Here is a 21,209-nt window from a genome sequence, read left to right as displayed (position 1 = left end):
ACAACGTATGGTGCAATTCGCCTAGCCAAAGTTTGGGTATAATGCGCAGGAATAACTACACCATGGAGTCAACCTATGGCCTATTATGTTGAAGAGCGCCCAGGTGGGCCAGCGCTAGCACCTCGTCGCCCCACAATTAATGAATTTTTTCTCTCGACCTATCAAGTTGGTCCATATGTGGGCTGCGAGTTTGGGTGTGCCTATTGCGATGGCTGGTCGTTCAGTCAGCGGCCATTTAACGAGGTTATCCGCGCTAATGTTGATTTGCCTGATCGCTTTGCCGAGCAACTGAGCGTGGTTTCACGCGGCGATCTAATTGCCTTCAGCCTTGGCGATGCCTACCAACCTGCCGAAAAAACCTATCGCCTCACCCGCCAGATGCTCCAGGCTTGCCAAGTTGCCAAGCAACCAGTGTTAATTTTGACCAAAAGCTTGGCAGTGATGGATGATTTGAGCTTGCTGCAACGCATGAATGAGCAGGGCTTGGCGATTGTGGTGATGAGCATTCCGACGATTGATCCCTTGCTCTCGGAAAAATTAGAGGGCAAAGTTGCCCCCCCCTCAGCTCGTTTGGAAGCCTTGAATACCCTCAAACGTGCAGGCATTCCAACTGGCGTGGCGATGTTGCCAGTTATTCCGTATCTGACCGACACTGATCGCCAATTGCCTTTGACCTTGAATGCGATCGCCAATGTTCAGCCCGATTTTGTGGTTTGGGAATATCTATGGCAGCCGAATGAACGCCATCGCCAACGAATTACCGATTTGCTTTCGCGCTTGGGCAATTATCCCGCCTCATATTATCGTGAATTGTATGGCAAGGATATGCAGCCGAGCCTCGAATATCGCCGTGAGATGCATCGCGATATTTTGGGGCGTTTTGAAGAGCTGAATCTTAACCCGCGAGCACCACTGGAGTTGTATCGCGAGCATTTGGCTCCCAATAATGTGGCGGCATTGATGCTCAAACATCAAGCCTTTATCGACCAAATCAAGGGTCGCGAACTATTGGCCAGCCGCCACTCGAATTTGGCCGAAGCGGTGTTCAATGGCAAAGCCGATGAGCCAGCCTTGGCGGTTAGCCCATTGTGGCCGATGTTGCGCGAAGTGCTGAATATTAGTGATACCCGCGCCCGACTCGACCAAATTCTTGAAAAAGTGCGTAACCCTGATACCCCTAACGATCCCAGTAGCGAGTGACCCAAGCAGTGGTCAGCGGTACGCATGAGGTGAAGAAAAAACCGCCTCTAGAAGCTTAAAAATACTACTCGACAAAGCTACGAACTCAGGTAGTATGTAGCTCTGAGTTCCTAATGCCAAAATCTGCCCTGACCGCAGGTTTCGGCTGATTCACGTAGGTGTCATGAGTGTTCAAATGCCCAACGTCCGATTGCCCGATTCGGCTGCCCAAGCGGCCATGTTGCCAACCGAATGGTTATTAATCGGCTTAGTTTGCGGGCTGGGAATCTGGTTGTGCTGGCGTTGGCAGCGCCGCCGCACCGCTCAGCGCATTAGCACCCAATTAGGCTTGTGGCACTGGCCGCACAGTCAACAAACGGTGATTATCGATCAGCATGCGACGATTATTGCAATCAGCCCGCTGCTGAATCAACAGCTTGGCTATCCAGCCCTCAGCCTCAACGGTCAATCATTCAAGCACCTCCTGCATCCTGATTCATCCAACTATTTTGAACAACTGCTGCATACCCAAACTACCCAAATTCACTGGCAAATGCTGCGCTGTCGCCATGCTGATGGCTCGTGGCGTGGGCTGGAGTTTTGTCGGCATCAAGTTGGCCGCTATTGGCTACTCAATTGCCGTGAAACTGAGCCTGTTGTAACTGCGCAACGAACACCGCCTGCCTGCGATTGGCTGACGGGCTTGCCCAATCGCCAGAGCTTGGTTATTCAACTACAACGCTTGATCGCCCAGCGCCAACTCGATCAACAACACTTTGCCGTCTTGTTTGTTGAAGTTGATCGATTTAGTGCGATTAACGATGCCTTGGGCTACGATGTTGGCGATCAAGTGCTGCAAACGATCGCCCAACGCCTCCAATCAACGCTTGGCCCCAATGATTTAGCTGCCCGTTTAGGTGGCGATGAATTTGTGGTTGTGCTTGGCCACGTGCAACATGCGCAACAAGCGCTTGAGCATGCTCAACGAATTCAAGAGCAATTTAGCCAGCCAATTGTGCTACGCGATAAGCCAATTTATACCACCCTCGGCATTGGTGTGACGCTCGGCGATGGCCAATCCCAGGCTGAAACTTTGCTGCGTGAGGCTGATACGGCCATGTATCAAGCCAAAACCAATGGCATTAGCCAAATCTTTTTGTTTGATCGTGCGTTGCATGCGGCGCTGGCTGAGCGTTGGCAACTGGAAATTGATTTGCGCGGAGCTTTAGAGCGCCATGAATTAATTTTGCATTATCAGCCAATTACGGCACTGCCTACCGGCCAGATGGTTGGGGTTGAGGCTTTGTTGCGCTGGCATCACCCGCAGCGCGGCATGATTCTGCCCAACGAGTTTATTCATTTGGCCGAGGAAAGTGGCTTAATTGTGCCAATTGGTTTTTGGGCTTTAGAAACTGCCTGCCTACAATTTTTGGCTTGGCAAGCTGATTATTCGCGGCCCCGCTTACAAGTGCTTTCGGTCAATCTCTCGGCGCGTCAATTGGCCAGCCCAGCCTTAGTTCAAACCTTGGGCGAGATTATTCAGCGCACTGGAATCAATCCGGCTCAGTTGGAGCTAGAAATTACCGAAAGTATGGTGATTCATGGCTTTGAATTGGCGCGGGCACAGTTGGGCGCAATCAAAAATTTGGGGGTAAAGCTGGCGATTGATGATTTTGGCACAGGGTATTCATCATTAAGCTATTTGCACCACTTCCCCTTGGATACGCTCAAAGTTGATCGCTCATTCGTCAATGCCATGAGCGATGGCAGCCGCAACGTCGAAATTGTGCGGGCAATTATCATGCTCTCGCAGCAATTGGCCATGAATGTAATTGCTGAGGGCATCGAAACAATTGAAGAAGCGGCGACCTTGCGCGATTTGGGCTGTGATTATGGTCAGGGCTATCATTTTAGCCGCCCCATGACAGCGCCCGATATTACCTCGTGGCTGCATAGCCAACCGTTGAGTCTTTGAAACCCGCATGAATTTAGCTCGTAATGGAGAGGATTATTGTTGTAGTTGAAATTAAGTGGATACTTGAGGGTATTTAAAGATGATCACCAAAGAGGGACAAAGGTTGCTCCGCATGGCCGGAATGATATACTGGATGTTGGCTCTAATCAGAGCATTCGCTTCCGAGGCTAACTGGTTTAACGCAATTCAGCACTTCTTTTTTGGCAGCTTTTTGTTATTGCTAAGCTTCCAATCGGCTGGGGTCATCAGTGAGCGCTATAAGACGTTGCCTTGGGCTTCGCTAGGCCTGAGCATTATCTTCACAGTATTGCATTTAATCAATTAGATCAACCAAACGCCCTGCTCCATTGGCACACGGAGCAGGGCGTTTTTGCGAGTTTTGAAGCCCAATTTACGACATTGCGAACAAACGATCGCCTGGCAAGCGCAAAATCCCAACCACAACCAAGACCAAAACCGCAAGTGTGCCTAAGGCCATCAAGCGATAACGGGCGGCTGGAATTTCGCCACGCTTAACTTTGACACTGACCACGTGGGCCAAGCCCAAGGCCAGTACCATCATGGTTGGGTGCTCAAAGCGCACTTGTGCTGGGTTAAGTTGGTTCCACGATTCGCGGGCAACATACAAGGCTAAGCCACCAAGCAATTGAATGTCAATTGCAATTGTGGTGTACAGCATAATTTTGCGGGCGAGATCATTCCATGGTTGTTTAGTTAGCCAACCCCACAAACCATAGCCAATGGCAACCAAGACTGCCAGCATAACAATCCAACGCCAACCTGAGTGAGCGCTCAGCAGAAACGTTTGCATGAGTCGGTGTTCCTCCAAAACAAAATTCAATCGAAAGCACTGGGCTGAATGCTATCATAGCATAGCCTAGGCTCGTCAAGTGTTGAACCATTGCCATTTATGAACGCAAAAAACCGCCCTCAGTGCTTAACACCAAGGGCGGTTGAATGGAGTACATTAGATTTTGTTGTTGCGGATCAACCAAACCCCAGCGACGACCAAACCAACTGGAATCAGCACTGGAGCGATTTCGACCAAGATGCTGCTCAGGAACAAGGCACCACCGATGACCAAGGCGCTCTTGAGCCACAAGTTACGGCGAGCTTTGATCACATCTGGGCTAACCGTGGCAACAGGGGTTGCGATGTTGTTGACCGGAATGCCTTGACCGATTGGTTGACCAGTTACTGGATCAAAGCGATATGGTTCAGCTTTGATGGCTTGGCCAGTCATTGGGTCGAAGCGAGCATTGACGCTTGGTTGTACGCCAACGCTTTGGGCCACTTGGTAGCTAACTGGTTGTTGGACGGCTTGGGTTGTTTGAGCCAAGTAGCTGACTGCGCCACGTGGCATAATAAACCACAACAATGGGTAGAGTAAAATGCTAATCCCCGTCATGACCAAGAATACAAAGGCTAAGCGAACCCAGATTGAATCGATAGCTAAGTATTCGGCAATCCCACCACAAACGCCTGCAAAACGGCGGTCGGTAGCGCTACGGGTCAAACGGTTAGAAACTTGGGTTGTCATTGTCTAGCTCCTTCAAAAGCAATTGATTGATTATCTGGTAGCTAGGACGCTAGGCTATTTTGAATTGTTGCAGTGAGTATTCAACCAGTTTCGTTATTCTTGCAGTCAAACCGATGCTGTGGTATAATCCCGCCTGTTGGCGACATAGCCAAGTGGTAAGGCAGTGGTCTGCAAAACCGCGATCCATGGGTTCGAATCCCATTGTCGCCTCCAAACGCGCAAACGCTGGTTGAATTGTTCAACCAGCGTTTGTTGTTTTTTAGTTAGCAATATTTTTGCTTATTTGCGCCAGAAGGTTGCTCCGTTGCGGCTGTAGCTCCGAGTGTTGACATTATTGCAATTGCCTTCCGTTTCGCTACCACCTTGGTTTGCTCCACGCACGCTGATTGGTCCATAGTTTGGCGCGACCGCCGTAATAATCGCAACATGACCATATTGATTGCCCATAGCTGCTTGTGAGAAAACGACTACATCACCAACTTGCGGGATTGAATATTGGCGATAGCCGTTGCGTGGAAGTACACCGTTGCTGTCATCCCACGTATGCGCATGACCATAACTACCACTTAAGCCTTTTTTGGCATAGACATATTGGGTACACTCACAAAATGCTGGAGCAGCCTGTGGTTTGGCGGCGGCCAACGGCACAGCCATCAAGCTAAACAAACTCATCAATACCAACAAGCCAACAACGAAAATTCGTGACATCATTGCATCCTTTTACTACTCACACAGCACCTTCGCCGTGCTTCTACTGTAGCCAAAGCATAACGCAAGCCGACTCCGAGGAGTTGGTTTTGTGCTCCGAATTTGCTCCAGAAATGATCCGAGCAGTGTGCAAAAAGTCATACTAGCCAGCTAGCCAGCTATGCTATAGTTGCTGCTACTACCAGTTGTCAATCTTGCTTGTTGGGAGTTTGCTATGCCTGCTTCAGGGGAAAAATTTGCCCAATTATTAACCGAGGCGCTCTATCAGATTCGCCTGCGTGAATCCAAACCGCTCCAAGTGATCCAAGATGAATTGGGCTATGCCATGGGGCGCAATGGCGGCAGTGTAATCGATTATTGGCGGCGTGGTAATCTCCCGACCAAATTAGCCGATTTGGAGCAGCTGACCCGCACGCTGCAACAACGTGGCGTGCACGATCAACGCTGGATCGAGACTTTTTTGACGGCTGGTGGTTATCCACCAACTCAAACGCTCATCCAGCCAGTGGCGGCTAGCAAAGCGCTTGATCCAAATTTGCCCAAACGCTATCGCCAATTGGTTGGCCGTGATAGCCTTGTGCGCCAAGTGTTGCAACACCTCAGTGATCGTGAAGGCTATTGGGTGATTGCAATTGATGGCATGGGCGGCATTGGCAAAACCGCGCTAGCGATGGATTTAATGCAGCGTTTTGTGGCGCAACAGCCCGAATATCGCCCAATTTGGATTAGCGCTGAGCCTCAGCAGGGCGGCGGCATTTTACCCAATCAACCCCTCACCTTCGATAGCCTGATCACCAATTTGGCGCGGCAATTGGCCTTGGCCGATGTAGCTCAGTTGAGCGTTGAAGAAAAATTTCAACGGCTGCAACAGGTGCTTAAACATCAGCCCATCCTTTTAGTGCTTGATAATTTGGAAACTTCAGGCGAACCACAGCAAGTGTTATTAGAAAAATTGCGTCCGCTGTTGCAACCAAGCAAAGTTATTTTGACCAGCCGTCAGCGCTTCAAGGGCGAAGTATTTAGCGTGCACTTGATTGGCTTGGAAGCTGAACAAGCAGCGCTGTTTATTCGCCAAGATGCTAATGAAAAGGGCGTGCAATGGCTGCAACAGGCCAGCCTCGACGATCTTCAGCCAATTATCAAGGCGACTGGTGGCTCGCCCTTGGCTATGAAATTGGTTGTCAGTCAATTGGCTTCGTTGCCATTGGATGTGGTGTTGCAGCATGTTCAAAGTGTGACCCAACTCAACCCTGGCGATGAAGATGCCTATGTGCGTTTTTATATGTTCCTGTTTCAACGTTCATGGACGCTACTGGAGCTAAGTGCCAAGCAATTATTAGTTTCACTAGCGCGATTTGTCCCCTCGAATGGCTGCGATTGGCGAGCAATGCAGCAAATTAGCGCCTTACCTGCGGCTGAATTAGCCCATAGTATTGATATGCTGTGGAAATTATCGCTACTAGAATTGAATGAAGGCGAACGTTTTGGTCAATTACGTTACTACCTGCACCCCTTAACTCAGCATTTTGTGCTTTCTGAAATTGCTCAGGTGTTGTGATATGAGCATTCTTGAACCAACCATCCAACAGCCCAATCTTGATTGGCAATTATATTATCAGCAATGTCATCAGCGATTTTTAAATTACTGGCTTAATTTTGTGCTTGAAAACCCGCGTGCTCTCGCTGCTTTTGAGCTGGATGCTGATAATATTTATAATGCTTTGGCAACCGCTTATAGCGAAAAGCATCCACAATTTTTAGCCAGCGCTGTGGCATTTAGCTATTTTATTGAATATAGCAGCGATATCGAACGTCGGCATAATTTATCTAATTGGGCAGTTGAAGCCACCCAAACCAGTAATGATCATCAAAGTGCTGCCTCGGCATTGTTGTACGCTGGCCGTTTAGCGACGTTTTCTAAATCGTATGCGGTGGCAATGCATTATTTTGAGCAAGGTTTACAACGCGCACGCCAAGCCCAATCACGCTTAATCGAAGCCAGTCTATTAAATGATTTAGGGGCGAGTGCGATTAACCAAGGCTTTTATGATCAAGCCTATGCCTATTTAGAACAGGCCTTAGAAATTGCCCAAGATCATCATGATAACGAACTAATTGCCGATATTTTGGTCAAACGTGGAGCTGCTTATTCCAATCGCGGCGCTTACGATGTAGCATTTGCCGACTTGCAAGCGGCCCTAGCCGCAGCTCGCTTAACTAATTATATTGATGTAATGGGCAAGGCCTTGGCTTTGTTGGGTGCGGTTGAAACCAATCGCGGCGATTATGCAGCAGCCAAAGCCTATTTTTCCGAAGGCTTGACGATCTGTCGCCAATTGAATATTCCTGAGCGTTTGAGTGAATTGTTGAATAATTTAGGTGTGATTTGTATGCGCCAAGGGCTTGATGATCAAGCTGAGGCCTATCTCAACGAAGCCTTTGAAATTGCTCGTAGCCAAGGCCAACAAGAGCGGATGAGCTTTTTATTGGTCTATTTGGGCAGTATTAGCAACCATAAAGGTGCATATGATCAAGCGGCACAGCAGCTTAATCAGAGCTTAGCGCTAGCCCGTCAGGTTGGCAATCAATTAATCATCGCCTTCTCGCAAGGCCATTTGAGCGAAACCTTACGTCAACAAGCCAAGTATACTGAGGCCTTGGATGTGGCTAACGCAGGCTATCCGATTGCAACCAGTCTGAATATTCCCTTAATTATTTGTCTTTATTTACATAATTTTGCTGAGCTTGGGCTGGCACAAGCTGATTATGGCTTAGCTTTGGAGAAGTTTCAGCAAGGCTACGAGCAAGCCAGCGCGATCGGCCTCAAAGAGTGGCAAGGCTTGATGGGCTATGGTTTGGCTCGTACTTATTTGGCCCAAGCCCAGCCTGAGCAAGCCTTAGCATTTGGTCGGGCTAGTTTGGCAATATTGCAGGCAATCGGCCATCGCCGCACCAACGAAGTTCAAGCATGGGTTGCCCAGCTAACGCCGCTATAATACAAGCATCAACAGCTTTGTAGGATAGGAGCTTTGCTATGCCGACGACGATTCAGGCCATCAGTGCCGAAGCGATTAATTTGCCTTTGACCGAGCCGTTTGCAATTGCCAGCGGGGCGCAAGCGGTCGCTGCCAATGTTTTAGTCAAAGTTCAGTTGGCTGATGGCACGCTTGGCTTAGGCGAGGCGGCTCCTTTTCCCGCTGTCAGCGGCGAAACCCAGACTGGCACAAGCGCTGCGATTGAGCGCTTGCAAAGCCATTTGCTGGGAGCCGATGTGCGTGGATGGCGCAAACTAGCGGCGATGCTGGATCATGCTGAACATGAGGCGGCTGCCGCTCGTTGTGGCCTTGAAATGGCCATGCTTGATGCGCTAACTCGCCATTATCACATGCCATTACACGTATTTTTTGGCGGCGTGAGTAAGCAACTTGAAACTGACATGACGATTACCGCAGGTGATGAGGTGCATGCGGCGGCCTCAGCCAAGGCCATTCTTGCCCGTGGCATCAAATCGATCAAAGTTAAAACGGCTGGGGTTGATGTGGCCTATGATTTGGCGCGACTGCGGGCCATTCATCAAGCAGCGCCCACCGCACCATTAATTGTTGATGGCAATTGCGGCTATGATGTCGAACGGGCACTAGCTTTTTGCGCTGCTTGTAAGGCCGAGTCAATTCCGATGGTGTTGTTTGAGCAACCGTTGCCGCGCGAGGATTGGGCAGGCATGGCCCAGGTTACGGCCCAATCAGGCTTTGCAGTTGCTGCTGATGAATCTGCGCGTTCAGCTCACGATGTGCTACGGATCGCCCGCGAAGGTACAGCCTCGGTGATTAACATTAAATTGATGAAGGCTGGCGTAGCTGAAGGCTTGAAGATGATTGCAATTGCCCAGGCTGCTGGCTTGGGATTGATGATTGGCGGCATGGTTGAAAGTATTTTGGCCATGAGCTTTTCGGCCAATCTGGCGGCTGGTAATGGCGGCTTCGATTTTATCGATCTTGATACGCCATTATTTATTGCCGAGCATCCCTTTATTGGTGGCTTTGCTCAAACTGGCGGAACCCTGCAATTAGCCGATGTTGCTGGCCATGGCGTGAATCTGGCCTAAGCTAACCCTCTATTCTAGCCCGATCATGGCAATTTATGCTATTTTCGGGCTAGCTTTTTGCCCCTACTTGCACTAGACTTGCTGTAACCAAACCACATTGGTGGCGTAGATAAATTGCCCATTCTAATGGGCTGAAATGCTATTTTTGCTTAACAAAACCATAACATTTTAGCATTCTGGATTTTTGGATAGAACGGAGTTGTTATGCGTAAGGCATGGGTGGTTGCAGCTGGCTTTTTTCTGATTTGTGCGTTAGTCGTGGTTGCGGTGAGCCAAGGTTGGTTGGCTTCATCAGCGCCCTTGGCAATTTTGCCCACCCGGGTGCCTGGCACGCCCGACCCAAGCCAGGCAATTAAGTTGCAATTGGTCTATAGCAGTGAAAAAGAGGTTTGGCTCAAGCAATCGGTCAATGCGTGGCAGGCAACCAATCCGACTGTCGATGGCAAGCCGATTCAAGTCGAATTGATTTCGCGTGGTTCGCAAGAGATTGTAACGCAGTTGCAGGATGGCAGTTTGCGACCAACCGCGATCAGCCCCGCTAGCACCTTACAAATTACCCAAATTAATGTCGCCCAGATCGATGCTAAAACCAATTTGGCTGCTGATGCCGAACCGATGTTGATTTCGCCATTGGTGCTAGCTGCCTACGAAGGTTCGCCCGCCGCCAGCTTGTTGAAATCGCAAGATCCCCAGCTTTGGCAAGCCTTGCACGATGGGGTTCTCATTCCCCAGCGCAGTCAAAAAATTCTATTTGCCCAAACTAGCCCGACCACTTCAAATAGCGGTTTTCAGGCCTGGATTTTGATGGCCTATGCTTACCATAATAAAGCTAGTGGCTTAACCGCTGGAGATGTTAATGATCCTAAATTTGTGGAATGGCTCCAAGGCTACGCCAAAAATGTTGAGCAATTTGCTGAAAGCACTGGTTCGTTAATGCAGAAAATGGTGCAATTTGGGCCAAGTAGCTATGGCGCAGCCGTGGTCTATGAAAGCACGGCGCTTGAGTATTTGCCCAAGGCCCAAGGCCGTTTTGGTAAATTAATCTTGGTCTATCCACCGCAAAATCTTTATAGCGACCATCCTTTGGCCATTTTGGATGCTTCATGGAGCAGCGATGATCAACGGGAAGCAGCTGGATTATTGCGCGAATTTCTACTAGCCAAGCCACAACAAACCACGGCTGTCCAACAAGGCTTTCGCCCTGTCGATCCCGATATTGCGATCGATGCCGCCGATTCGCCTTTTGTTAAATATCAAAGTTCCGGAGTGCAAATGAGCATTCCAAATTTGGCGGCTGAGCCAGATGCTGCCACAATCAAGGCAGTGCTGGATTTGTGGAACTCGTTAGCGGCCAGTGTTAAACGCTAATCAAGGAGTGTCACCAATGCGTTTTCGATTTATACTACGCTTATTATTGCTCTTCATATTTTTGAGCGCCTGTGGTCAGGCGGCTAACCCAATGCAACCAAGCCAATCCGGCCAGGCGAGCAGTGATGATCTGGTGTTGCGGTTGCTCTATGGCAGCGAAAAGCAACTCTGGATTGATGCGGTAGTGAGCGATTTTAACGCCAGCTCAGCTAAAACCGCTAGCGGCCAACGCATTCAGGTCGAAGCAGTGCCCGTTGGCTCGCTCGAAACGATCAACGGCTTACTTGATGGCTCGCAACAGGCCGATTTGTGGAGCCCAGCGAGCAGTTTATCCTTGCCATTAGCCAATCAACGTTGGAAGACGGCTAAAGGCGAATTGCTGTTTAGCGATCAAACTCCCACCTCGTTGGTGCTTAGCCCAGTTGTGATTGGCATGTGGAAGCCGATGGCTCAAGCCTTGGGCTACCCCGATAAGCAAATTGGCTGGGCGGATTTGGCCGATTTGGCGACCAGTGGCAAAACTTGGGCCGATTTTGGTCATCCAGAGTGGGGTGCATTTCAGTTTGGCCACACGCACCCTGAGTTCTCCAATAGTGGGCTTGCCACGATTGTGGCGATGGCCTATGCTGCCAATCAAAAAACCAGCGATCTGACTGTCGCTGATTTGGATAAACCCGAAACTGCCAGTTTGATCAATGCTGTCGAGCAATCAGTGATTCACTATGGCTCAAGCACAGGCTTTTTTGCCAAAACCATGTATGAGCATGGCCCTTCGTATTTGTCGGCGGCAATTTTGTATGAAAATCTCATCATCGAGTCGTATGATCAAGCGTTGTATCCCAACCTTGAGTTGCCGATGGTGGCGATTTACCCCAAGGAAGGCTCATTTTGGAGCGACCATCCCTTGGTGGTGCTGGAAACCGAGCGCATGAATGCCGACAAACGGGCTGCAGCGCAAGTATTTCAAGAGTTTTTGCTGGCTCAGCCTCAACAAGCCAAGGCCATGCAATATGGTTTTCGGCCAGCCAATGTTGATATTAGCCTCGCTGCGCCAATTGATACGGCGCATGGCGTTGACCCAAGCCAATTGCAAGTCGCCTTGCCAACGCCTTCGGCAGAGGTTTTGCAGGCCATAACTCAATTGTGGCAGCAGCACAAAAAGCAAGTTGATGTAGCGTTGATTATTGATACTTCTGGCTCAATGCGTCAAGAAAACCGTTTGCGCGAAGCCAAAACGGCGCTTGGCGATTTTATCGATATCTTTGCCGATCAAGATAATGTGCAAGTGACGATTTTTAGCACCAATGCAACCGAGCTTTCCGATCTCTCGCCGATTGGCCCCAAACGGGCCGATTTGCATACTCGCATCGATGGATTGGTGGCCGATGGCGAAACTCGTTTGTACAGCACAATTGGCGAAGTCTATACCGATATTCAGCAACAAACTGAAGTGCAGCGGATTCGCGCATTGGTGGTGTTGACTGATGGCGAAGATACGGCTAGCTCATTGAGTTTAGAGCAATTGAATGAACAAATTCGCCAAGATGAATCTGGCACGTCGATTAAAATTTTCACGATTGCCTATGGCTCTGATGCCAATCAAGAGGTTTTGCAACGAATTGCCGAAATCACTGGAGCCAAATCATATACTGGCGATCCGGCGACAATTCGTCAGGTTTATCATGAAATTGCTACATTTTTCTAGAGAAATGGATCGCGCATTATGAATTCACGCCACCCTTTACAAGTTGCCGCCACCAAACCACTGCCCTTGATTGTTTTGGCAATCGGGGTGGTTATGGCGCTAACAATTTATCCATGGTTGATTGTGGTTGCGATTATCGCCTATGCCCTGATGGTCTGGATGTTGGCGAATGATCCGAATATTTTAGTGCAAAAGCAAGAAGCGCCAAAATTGGCCAAAATTACTAGCCGCACCTTTCAATCGCATTTGGAAGCGATCGATCGCACGCGCCGCGAGATTGTGCGCTCCACCAATGTGACTGCTGGCCCGTTGCAGCGCCTGCTCCAGCCAATTGCTGATCAAGCCAATGAATTATTTCAGCAAGCTCATGGGTTAGCCGATAAAGGCCAATTGATCGAGCAATATTTGCAAACCTCGCAACCGCATGGCTTGCAACCCCAAATCGACAACCTTGATCAACGGATCGCCATGACCAAGGATAGCTATACGGTTGATCAATTGAAAGAAACGCGGGCGGCCTTGATTGATCGTCAGCAAAATGCCCAAGCTTTAGCAACCTACTATGATCGGATTACGGCTCAGTTGCAAAATATTGCGGCTAACCTTGATAATGTCTTGGCTGAAACCGTGCGTTTGCGAGCATCCGAGGCGGCTAGTGCCACTCAAACCTCGCAAGAAGTTGCCGAACGGCTAAGCAATTTGAACGCCGACATGGATGCGTTTCAGCATGTTTTAGAAGGCGCTATGTCACAAAGTGGCGTAGCCTAGGTTTATAACGAGGGAGAATTGAATGTTTATCGGAATGTATCTTGCAATCTGGTTGGCGCTGGCAGGGGCAATTTGGTGGTCGATCCGCTCCAAAAATTCAATTGGGCGCATGCAGCATTTATTGGGCATTAGCCTGATCGAGCCAATTATCACGGTAATTATGCTGATTGGGATGTATCCGGTGTTGTTAGAATGGGCTTGGCAAGAAAACATGATTAGTATTGCTAGCTATCAGTTGATCAACTCGAATGATGTGCTGAATAGCGTGCTTGCTACAGTTTCAGTTGGGCTGGCCTTGCTGCCATTGCTGTTGCTGTTTGATGAGCAAGCTGTCGTGCGTAGTGTTGCTTGGCAAGCAGGCTTGATAGGTTTATTCCGTTGGGGATGTTTGTTGGGCCTAGGCTTTCTTTTGAGTGCTGATTTGCATCCATGGATCAATACCTTCTTGGTCGTTGGCTATCTGATTATGATTGCGCTGACGATTTATCTGCTGAATGCCAAATTGCGCGGGCGCTTGGATCAAGCAGGTTCGCCGTTGCCCGTTGAAACCGAGCAATTATTTCAAGGCCAGCCGATCGTCTATGTAGACCCAAATCTGCAACCAATGATCATGATCGATCCGCCCAAGGATGAAGGTAAGTGATGGTGCTATACTAACCAGCATTACAGGATATCGACTCAACGACGCTGCGGTATACTAATCGCACGTCGTTGTTGCGTTTTAGAGGATGGTTCATGACCCCGAAATATCGTTTGTTGGCGCTTGATCTTGATGGAACCTTGCTTGATTCACGCTTAGAGCCAAGCGCCGCCACCAGAGCTGCGATTGCTGATGCCCAAGCCGCCGGAGTGCATGTCACAATTGCCACTGGCCGCATGATTCGCACCGCTCAGCCGTTTGCCGATATGTTGCAGATAACCACCCCGCTGATTACTTACCAAGGCGCACATGTGCAAACCGCCGATGGCACGGTGCTCTACGATAATCCCTTGCCCGCCGATTTGGCCGCCGAAGTGGTCGAATTGGCCTTAGCTGAGGGCTTGTATATTCAGGCCTATATCGATGATGAGCTGTGGATTGTTGAGCGTAGCCCTGAGGTTGAAGAATATTTGGGCTTTTCGCTGGTCGATATTCCGGTAAATATTGCCCCCAACTTGGTTGAAATTGTGCGCCAAAAACCTGTTACCAAGCTGGTTTGGATTACCGACCCAACTGAATTAGAGCGCACAATGCACGAATGGGGTGAACGCTGGAAAGGTCGCTTGGAGATCTTTCGTTCGCACGATCATTTTGGTGAGGCGGCGGCGATTGGTAGCTCCAAAGGTGTTGGTTTAGCCGTGCTTGCCGAACATTTGGACATTCCCCAGGCCGAAGTTGCCGCAATTGGCGATCGCGAAAACGATGCTTCGATGTTGGCGTGGGCAGGCTTTGGCATGGCTATGGGCAATGCTGATCGCTTTGCCTTAGCTGCGGCTAATTATGTGTTGCCTGCGCTCAGCGACGATGGTGCGGCCTATGGCATTCGCCATTTTGTGTTAGGCGAAGAGTAGCTGTAATGATACATAGCATTAACAACCGTTGATATTCCCCTCACCCCCAGCCCCTCTCCCACTGCCGTGGGCGAGGGGAGCACTGTTGGAGCGCTTCCCCCTCGCCTCGCGTGCGGGAGAGGGGGTCAGGGGGTGAGGGGACACAAGACATTGCCAACCCAATGAACCATTACATCTATGTTCTATGTTCTTTGTTCTAATTGAATAAGGTATAATGAGCCACGTTTAACTAGTATGGCTGGACTTTTCCCATGAAAATATTATCTGCCTTGACCTACTACGCGCCGCACTGGACGGGCTTGACCATGCATGCCCAACGGGTGGCTGAAGGACTCGCAGCTCGTGGACACCACGTCACCGTCTTAACAATCCAGCATGAGCCAACGCTGCCAACTGAAGAAATCTTGAATGGGGTGCATGTATTGCGGCTTAAGCCTGCGGCTCAAATTAGCCGTGGCATGCTCGCACTCAATTTTCCATTTGTCGCCGCCAAATTGATTCGTAGCCACGATGTGGTGCATGTGCATACGCCCCAACTTGAAGCCTTGCTGCTTTCAGGGTTATGCCGCGTGCTGAATAAGCCCTTGTTGATGAGCCATCATGGCGATTTGGTCATGCCAACTGGCTTGATTAATCGGGCGATCGAGAAGGTCATGATTGGCCAGATGGTTTTAGCAGGCAAATTGGCGCGGCGCGTTAGTGCCTATAGTCGCGATTACGCCGCAAACTCCAGCTTTTTGCAAAAATTCACCAAAAAATTGACGTATATTTACCCACCGGTTGATTTACCAACCCCCAATCCAAGCCAAGTAGCCGCTTGGAAAGCCGAACTTGGGATCAGCGATAAGCCGATTGTTGGCTTTGCTGGGCGCTTCGTTGAAGAAAAAGGCTTTGATTTCTTGCTCAAAGCTATGCCAATGATCGCCGAGGTCTTTCCTGAGGTGCGCTTTGTGTTTGCGGGCGAGCACAAAATGGTCTATGAAGATTTTTATTCCACATGTTTGCCGCTGATCGAGCAAAACCGTGAACGAATTGTGTTCCTTGGTTTGTTGCGTGATTCGCAAAAACTTGCCAATTTTTATGCAATGTGCGACTTGTTTACCTTGCCCAGCCGCACCGATTGTTTGGCGATGGTGCAGATCGAGGCTTTACTGGCGGGCACGCCGTTGGTCACCAGCGATATTCCAGGCGCACGGGTTGTCGTGCAGGAAACTGGCTTTGGGCGCTTGGTGCAAACTCAAAATCCTCGCGCCTTAGCCGATGGGATTATTGAAGTGCTGAAAAACCCTGAAACCTATAAAGTGCAACCCGCCAAAGTTGAACAAGTCTTTTCAGTCAAAACCATTCTCGATAGCTACGAGCGGACGATGGCCGAAATGTGTGGTCAGCCCGTTTCTGCCTCGGTTGTATAAGGAAGAGCGATGAACATGACCGAACAACCCTATGTCCCGCTAGCCCCACGCGATGCATCCCTGATGGATACGATGTTGCGCAACGAGGCTGATCCTGCCTATAGCCGCCGCGCCCGCCGCTTGATGCAATATCTTGATTTGCAGGATGGCGATACGGTACTGGATTGTGGCTGTGGCTATGGCTTCTATACCCAGATGATCGATAAATTGCGTGATTTGCATGTTGTGGGCTTTGATGAAGCCTTTGATCGGCTCCTAGTTGGGCAAGAACATGCCAATCGCGCAACCTTTGTACGTGGCGATGGCCAAGGCATGCCCTTTGCCAATAATAGCTTCGATAAAATTCTGCTCTCAGAAGTGCTCGAACATATTCCCGATCAACAGGCAGCCTTGCACGAATTGCGCCGCATCCTTAAGCCTGGTGGCATCTTGGCCATTTCAGTGCCGCATGCCAATTATCCGCTATGGTGGGACCCCGCCAGCTGGATCTGGACGCGGCTTGGTGGTAAGCCCTTCACCCACACCAAATTTGGTAGCATTTGGGAAAACCATGTGCGCTTGTATGAGCCAGCCGAATTGGTACGTCAAGTGCGTATGGCCGATTTCGAGGTTGAATGCTGCGAAGAAGCCACCCACTACGCTATTCCGATGACTCCTTATGTGGTGTATGGCATTGGCAAGCCTTTAATTGAATCGGGTATCTTGCCCGAAAGCTGGATGAAAAGCGCCGACCGTATGCGAGGCGACCAAAACCAAGGCAGCAAATTGAATCCGCTCAATCTTGCACGCGGCATTATCAATTATGTTGATCAACTGAATGAACGCCCAGAAACTTTAGATAAACGCAGCTTTGTGAATGTCTTTGTCAAAGCCCGCAAGCCCTTGAGTTAAGTCTGTCAGGAGATCGTGTCCATGCTACGAGGTGTCTTCCCAAGCCAGCGCCTAGGCTGGCTTTGGCTTTTAGGCTTGCTTGGAACAGCCCTAGCGCTCATGCTCAAGGTTCAAGCCCAACTTGAGTTCCGCCATTTCAATGGGGCAGTTATGCTTGGGGCAGCGGTTGCGCTCGGCATTTGGTGGTGGCTGATCAAGCGCCAACCGCCACAAGCTGATATCTTGCCTGAACTCCATGATCAGCCGTTAGATCACCTAACGTTGCGGCTTGGCATAAGCGCTGTATCCTTGCTTAGCGGTTTCGTCGCATGGAATAATCTCTTTGGCAATGAATTTAACTCACTCTCGACCTGGACATGGCTGTTTGCGATTGGCTTATGGCTGTTGGCATGGATGCCCTGGCAACGCCCACGCTTGCCCAAAGCTGATCGAGCCGAAACCCAACGGGCATGGCTGACCTTCGGCTGTTTGCTGATTGTCACCGCTTTTGGTTTATGGATTCGGCTGTATCGGCTGGATCAAATGCCATATGACATGACGGTTGACCACGGCTGGAAGATGGAAGATGTTTACACCATTTTGCAGGGTGGTCGCCCATTATTTTTGCCCAATAACACAGGTCGCGAGCCAGGCCAATTCTATTACATTGCCATGTTGATTCGCTTTTTTGGCGTGCCGTTTGGTTTTATCGCGCTCAAACTTGGCAATGTGATTATCGGCACGCTAACAATTCCGTTTATCTATTTGTTTGCGCGTGAGCTGGGCGGTCGCAAGTTGGGCATTTTGAGTGCCGCCTTGTATGCGCTAGGCAAATGGCCGCTCGAAACCACTCGCATGGGGTTGCGCTTTCCTTATGCCACCTTGCCCGCCGCGCTGGTGTTGTGGTCACTCTGGCGCTATGTGCGCTTGGGCAAACGCAGCGATGCCTTGCTGGTCGGGTTATGGATGGGCATGGGTTTATATGGCTATATCGGCGTTCGAGCAGTGCCCTTCGTCATTGCCGCCGTATTTGGCCTGATGCTGTTTGAGCGACGACGACGCAACCCCAAAGGCTGGCTCAAATTGCTCGGCCATGGCAGCCTGACGTTAATCACAACCGCCTTGATTTTCTTGCCGCTCGGCCATTTTATGCTCGATTACCCCGATGTTTTTTGGTTTCGCGTCAGCACCCGCACCAGCAACCATACCGACGATATTAGCCGCGAATTTTGCCAAACTACCAGCAGCGAACGTGAATGCGATATTAAAAAATTCGTTGCCAATAATGTTAATTTAGCGGTCGCGTTTAACTGGCGTGGCGATCGCAACGAAGTTAATAATGTGCGTTTCGATCCATTGCTTGATGTTGTCAGCGCGGCTTTGCTCTTGTTAAGTTTGCCAATCGTCGTGTGGCGGTTGTTAGTTGAACGTTCATGGCGTTGGTGGATGCTGGTCGTCGCATTGCCATTACTTGGTTTAGCCACAACGTTGAGCTTAGCATACCCAATCGAAAACCCCAGCGCAGCGCGGACTGGCGTGCTGATGCCAGTGATTTTTACCATGGCCGCTGCACCGCTAGCCTTGGCGCTTGAATGGCTAACCAAAGGCCAGCCGTTTGAGCAATGGTGGCGCGGCAAATCAGCCTTGGGTGGATTGCTGAGCATTGGCTTAACAATCTGGCTACTGGCATGGGCTGGACGCGAAAATTTCCAGCGCTACTTTGTTGATATGGCCCGCCAATACACCGGTTTTATCCCGAATAATCGTGAGGTTGCCGATGCGATTCGCTACTATCGCGATGCTCAAGGCGTACCCTACGAAAACGCCTACCTCATGCTCAACAGCTATTTCTGGAAGGAATCGCGCAATATCAGCGTGCATCTAAATGATATGCAATGGTATGTCAACAACACGATTAAGCCCGAAATGGCGCTGGTTGTGCCTGGCAATCGCCCATTAATTTACATTCTCAATCCTGACGATCAAGCCCATATTGATCAATTGCAACAGGAATATCCTAAAGGCGAGTTGCGCCGCATCAGCAGCGCCGTTGGCAAGGATTTTCTGGTGTTTCATTTACGCTAATGGCAATTACGCTCGGCACTGCTGGCCATGTTGATCATGGCAAATCAAGCCTCGTTCAAGCCCTGACAGGCATCAACCCCGATCGTTGGGAAGAAGAACAACGCCGCCAAATGACGCTTGATCTGGGCTTTGCCTGGTTCAGCACGCCCGCTGGTCATTCGGTCAATCTGGTTGATGTGCCAGGCCATGAACGGCTAATCAAAAATATGTTGGCTGGGGTAACTGGTTTTGATGGAGTGTTGTTCGTCGTTGCCGCCGATGAAGGCATGCAGCCACAAAGCCATGAACATTTACAAATTCTCAATCAATTGGGCATTGAGCATGGGCTGATCATCATTAGCAAAATTGATCTGGTTGATGCTGAATGGCTTGAATTTATCAGCGGCGACATTCAGGCGCAATTTGCCGCTACCAGCCTGGCCAATGCGCCAATCGTGCCAGTTTCGGCGCGAACTGGGGCTGGCATGGCTCAATTGCTCCAAGCGCTTGACCAATTAATCAGCCAATTGCCAGCCCGAACAATCCAGAAACAGCATCCGCACTTGCCGATCGATCGGGTGTTTAGCATCGATGGCTTTGGCACAGTCGTCACCGGAACGCTGCGCGACGGCAATTTAAGCGTGGGCATGGAAATCGAAATTTTGCCGCAACAACTGCGTGGGCGAATTCGCGGCTTGCAATCGCAGCAAATCAGTTACGTCAGCGTGCAGGCAGGCATGCGCGTGGCGGTTAATCTGAGCGGCATCGAACGCCAAAGTCTCAAGCGTGGCGATGTATTGACATTGCCTCAAACTTTTGAGCCAACCAACTTGCTTGATGTGTTGATTGAAACCACCACCGCTGCCCCAAGCTTGAGCCATAATCAGCCTCTACAACTCTATCTCGGGAGCGCCGAACTGAGTTGCACCCTCGCCTTGCTCGATTGCGACACGTTGCCAGCCAAGCAGCAAGCCTTTGGCCAATTGCGTTTACAACACCCAACCATTGCCCAACGCGGCGATCGTGGAATTTTACGGCGTGCCTCGCCAGCCGCCACAGTGGCGGGAATACGGGTGCTCGATGCGCATCCACAACGGCATCGGCGTATGCGCCCAGCTGTGATTGAACAGTTGCAACAACTAGCCAATGGCTTGCCCCATGAAATTCTGTTACAGCACATTCAACAGCAATGTTTAACCTGGCAGGAGCTGCAACAACGCAGCGGCTTCGATTCGCCAACTGCCCTAGCCGCGCTCAATATCGGCTGCAACAACGGCTTAATCAGCATCGTCTCAGCAACAATGGCGACACTCACGGCCAGCAGTTTAATTACGAGCACAGCTTATTGGAGCCAATTACAAGCCAATTTGCGCCAGATTCTGGCCGAATATCATGCCATGTGGCCGTTGCGCACAGCTATGCCCCGCGAGGAATTACGCAAACGGATGGGTTTAGCAGCCAACAGCTTTAATCAAATATTAAATGCTTTAGCTGCACAACCATGGCTAAGTGTTGAAGCTACGCAGATTAAGCTGACTGAACATCAAGCCCAACCTAGCCCCGGTCAACAAGCCCAAATCCAAGCCTTGTTGGGATTGTGGCAGAGCAACCCAGCCCTACCGCCAAGCCGTGAGCAATGGCCCAAGCTTGATCCAGAACTATGGCGCTATCTACTACAAACTGAGCAATTGATTCAGATTGGCGCAGAGGTCTATTTCTTGCCGAAGCAATACCACCAGATGCATACTTGGGTGCTAGAGCAACTTGCTGCTGGCCAAAGCATCAGTCTTGCCCAAGCCCGTGATGCTTGGCAAACCAGCCGTAAATATGCCCAAGCCATGCTCGAACACTGCGATCAACTGCGCATTACCCGCCGCGTCGGCGATCTACGGGTAGCCTATTGAGCTTAACAAAGTGTTAGAAAAGCTTGGCACGCCTAGCCCCACCCAAATGCTCGTGTTATG

At 50.1% G+C, this 21,209-nt stretch carries 17 protein-coding genes and 1 tRNA gene; 15 read left to right on the top strand and 3 right to left on the bottom strand.

Translation table 11 applies throughout. The features are described from left to right. Window positions 1-75: 75 nt before the first annotated feature. Both DEF47_RS04110 and DEF47_RS04105 read left to right on the top strand, forming a co-directional pair. Window positions 76-1,200, top strand: a complete 1,125-nt coding sequence (locus tag DEF47_RS04110) for an SPL family radical SAM protein (RefSeq protein WP_012188662.1) — start codon at window positions 76-78, stop codon at window positions 1,198-1,200. Window positions 1,201-1,375: 175 nt separating this feature from the next. Next, window positions 1,376-3,154: an EAL domain-containing protein gene (locus tag DEF47_RS04105; protein WP_287044978.1), complete on the top strand. Its 1,779-nt coding sequence runs from the start codon at window positions 1,376-1,378 to the stop codon at window positions 3,152-3,154. Window positions 3,155-3,545: 391 nt separating this feature from the next. Here the strand turns inward: DEF47_RS04105 and DEF47_RS04100 are convergent, their stop codons facing one another. Both DEF47_RS04100 and DEF47_RS04095 read right to left on the bottom strand, forming a co-directional pair. Next, a complete protein-coding gene (locus tag DEF47_RS04100; RefSeq protein ID WP_012188664.1) occupies window positions 3,546-3,965 on the bottom strand; it encodes a hypothetical protein in 420 nt (139 codons plus the stop codon). Window positions 3,966-4,121: 156 nt separating this feature from the next. Then, complete coding sequence (locus tag DEF47_RS04095; protein ID WP_012188665.1) at window positions 4,122-4,694, bottom strand: PspC domain-containing protein; 573 nt, start codon at window positions 4,692-4,694, stop codon at window positions 4,122-4,124. Between the two features lie 138 nt (window positions 4,695-4,832). Here DEF47_RS04095 and DEF47_RS04090 point away from each other — a divergent pair. Beyond that, a tRNA-Cys gene (locus DEF47_RS04090) sits at window positions 4,833-4,907 on the top strand. 66 nt (window positions 4,908-4,973) lie between these two features. Here DEF47_RS04090 and DEF47_RS04085 read toward each other — a convergent pair. Further along, window positions 4,974-5,405, bottom strand: a complete 432-nt coding sequence (locus DEF47_RS04085; RefSeq protein ID WP_012188666.1) for a CHAP domain-containing protein — start codon at window positions 5,403-5,405, stop codon at window positions 4,974-4,976. Window positions 5,406-5,616: 211 nt separating this feature from the next. Here DEF47_RS04085 and DEF47_RS04080 point away from each other — a divergent pair, with 211 nt between their 5' ends. The 12 genes from DEF47_RS04080 (at window position 5,617) to selB (ending at window position 21,149) form a co-directional block, all read left to right on the top strand. Further along, on the top strand, window positions 5,617-6,960 hold the full coding sequence (locus tag DEF47_RS04080; protein WP_012188667.1) for an NB-ARC domain-containing protein: 1,344 nt from the start codon (window positions 5,617-5,619) through the stop codon (window positions 6,958-6,960). A 1-nt stretch (window position 6,961) separates the two neighbouring features. Beyond that, the gene (locus tag DEF47_RS04075; protein WP_012188668.1) at window positions 6,962-8,398 is read left to right on the top strand and encodes a tetratricopeptide repeat protein; all 1,437 of its coding nucleotides are present in this window, start codon (window positions 6,962-6,964) and stop codon (window positions 8,396-8,398) included. Window positions 8,399-8,436: 38 nt separating this feature from the next. Continuing rightward, on the top strand, window positions 8,437-9,507 hold the full coding sequence (locus DEF47_RS04070) for a dipeptide epimerase (protein ID WP_012188669.1): 1,071 nt from the start codon (window positions 8,437-8,439) through the stop codon (window positions 9,505-9,507). 204 nt (window positions 9,508-9,711) lie between these two features. Beyond that, window positions 9,712-10,875 carry a substrate-binding domain-containing protein gene (locus DEF47_RS04065; RefSeq protein ID WP_012188670.1) on the top strand — a complete coding sequence of 388 codons (1,164 nt, stop codon included), beginning with the start codon at window positions 9,712-9,714 and terminating at the stop codon, window positions 10,873-10,875. 16 nt (window positions 10,876-10,891) lie between these two features. Continuing rightward, a complete protein-coding gene (locus DEF47_RS04060) occupies window positions 10,892-12,580 on the top strand; it encodes a VWA domain-containing protein (RefSeq protein WP_012188671.1) in 1,689 nt (562 codons plus the stop codon). 18 nt (window positions 12,581-12,598) lie between these two features. Then, the gene (locus DEF47_RS04055) at window positions 12,599-13,348 is read left to right on the top strand and encodes a VirB3 family type IV secretion system protein (RefSeq protein ID WP_041304124.1); all 750 of its coding nucleotides are present in this window, start codon (window positions 12,599-12,601) and stop codon (window positions 13,346-13,348) included. 22 nt (window positions 13,349-13,370) lie between these two features. Next, entirely contained in the window at window positions 13,371-13,991 is a 621-nt protein-coding gene (locus DEF47_RS04050) for a hypothetical protein (RefSeq protein ID WP_012188673.1), read from the top strand. 92 nt (window positions 13,992-14,083) lie between these two features. Then, window positions 14,084-14,899, top strand: a complete 816-nt coding sequence (locus DEF47_RS04045; protein WP_012188674.1) for a Cof-type HAD-IIB family hydrolase — start codon at window positions 14,084-14,086, stop codon at window positions 14,897-14,899. A 251-nt stretch (window positions 14,900-15,150) separates the two neighbouring features. Next, window positions 15,151-16,311: a glycosyltransferase family 4 protein gene (locus tag DEF47_RS04040; RefSeq protein WP_012188675.1), complete on the top strand. Its 1,161-nt coding sequence runs from the start codon at window positions 15,151-15,153 to the stop codon at window positions 16,309-16,311. A 9-nt stretch (window positions 16,312-16,320) separates the two neighbouring features. Beyond that, window positions 16,321-17,202: a class I SAM-dependent methyltransferase gene (locus DEF47_RS04035; RefSeq protein ID WP_012188676.1), complete on the top strand. Its 882-nt coding sequence runs from the start codon at window positions 16,321-16,323 to the stop codon at window positions 17,200-17,202. A 21-nt stretch (window positions 17,203-17,223) separates the two neighbouring features. Next, entirely contained in the window at window positions 17,224-19,266 is a 2,043-nt protein-coding gene (locus DEF47_RS04030) for a glycosyltransferase family 39 protein (protein ID WP_012188677.1), read from the top strand. Next, window positions 19,266-21,149, top strand: a complete 1,884-nt coding sequence (selB, locus tag DEF47_RS04025) for a selenocysteine-specific translation elongation factor (RefSeq protein ID WP_012188678.1) — start codon at window positions 19,266-19,268, stop codon at window positions 21,147-21,149. The genes DEF47_RS04030 and selB overlap by 1 nt, the downstream gene beginning before the upstream one ends. Window positions 21,150-21,209 lie beyond the last annotated feature (60 nt).

The sequence above is a fragment of the Herpetosiphon sp. genome, from assembly GCF_003512625.1.
GTDB classification, from domain to species: domain Bacteria; phylum Chloroflexota; class Chloroflexia; order Chloroflexales; family Herpetosiphonaceae; genus Herpetosiphon; species Herpetosiphon aurantiacus.
This window is presented reverse-complemented; position numbering and strand designations above follow the sequence as displayed.

Excerpts from the sequence above, each read along its gene's own strand:
- selB (WP_012188678.1), top strand. The coding sequence starts at position 19,266 with ATGGCAATTACGCTCGGCACTGCTGGCCATGTTGATCATGGCAAATCA.
- DEF47_RS04055 (WP_041304124.1), top strand. The coding sequence starts at position 12,599 with ATGAATTCACGCCACCCTTTACAAGTTGCCGCCACCAAACCACTGCCC.
- DEF47_RS04045 (WP_012188674.1), top strand. The coding sequence starts at position 14,084 with ATGACCCCGAAATATCGTTTGTTGGCGCTTGATCTTGATGGAACCTTG.
- DEF47_RS04100 (WP_012188664.1), bottom strand. The coding sequence starts at position 3,965 with ATGCAAACGTTTCTGCTGAGCGCTCACTCAGGTTGGCGTTGGATTGTT.
- DEF47_RS04040 (WP_012188675.1), top strand. The coding sequence starts at position 15,151 with ATGAAAATATTATCTGCCTTGACCTACTACGCGCCGCACTGGACGGGC.
- DEF47_RS04060 (WP_012188671.1), top strand. The coding sequence starts at position 10,892 with ATGCGTTTTCGATTTATACTACGCTTATTATTGCTCTTCATATTTTTG.
- DEF47_RS04110 (WP_012188662.1), top strand. The coding sequence starts at position 76 with ATGGCCTATTATGTTGAAGAGCGCCCAGGTGGGCCAGCGCTAGCACCT.
- DEF47_RS04065 (WP_012188670.1), top strand. The coding sequence starts at position 9,712 with ATGCGTAAGGCATGGGTGGTTGCAGCTGGCTTTTTTCTGATTTGTGCG.
- DEF47_RS04030 (WP_012188677.1), top strand. The coding sequence starts at position 17,224 with ATGCTACGAGGTGTCTTCCCAAGCCAGCGCCTAGGCTGGCTTTGGCTT.
- DEF47_RS04080 (WP_012188667.1), top strand. The coding sequence starts at position 5,617 with ATGCCTGCTTCAGGGGAAAAATTTGCCCAATTATTAACCGAGGCGCTC.
- DEF47_RS04085 (WP_012188666.1), bottom strand. The coding sequence starts at position 5,405 with ATGATGTCACGAATTTTCGTTGTTGGCTTGTTGGTATTGATGAGTTTG.
- DEF47_RS04070 (WP_012188669.1), top strand. The coding sequence starts at position 8,437 with ATGCCGACGACGATTCAGGCCATCAGTGCCGAAGCGATTAATTTGCCT.
- DEF47_RS04105 (WP_287044978.1), top strand. The coding sequence starts at position 1,376 with ATGCCCAACGTCCGATTGCCCGATTCGGCTGCCCAAGCGGCCATGTTG.
- DEF47_RS04075 (WP_012188668.1), top strand. The coding sequence starts at position 6,962 with ATGAGCATTCTTGAACCAACCATCCAACAGCCCAATCTTGATTGGCAA.
- DEF47_RS04095 (WP_012188665.1), bottom strand. The coding sequence starts at position 4,694 with ATGACAACCCAAGTTTCTAACCGTTTGACCCGTAGCGCTACCGACCGC.
- DEF47_RS04050 (WP_012188673.1), top strand. The coding sequence starts at position 13,371 with ATGTTTATCGGAATGTATCTTGCAATCTGGTTGGCGCTGGCAGGGGCA.
- DEF47_RS04035 (WP_012188676.1), top strand. The coding sequence starts at position 16,321 with ATGAACATGACCGAACAACCCTATGTCCCGCTAGCCCCACGCGATGCA.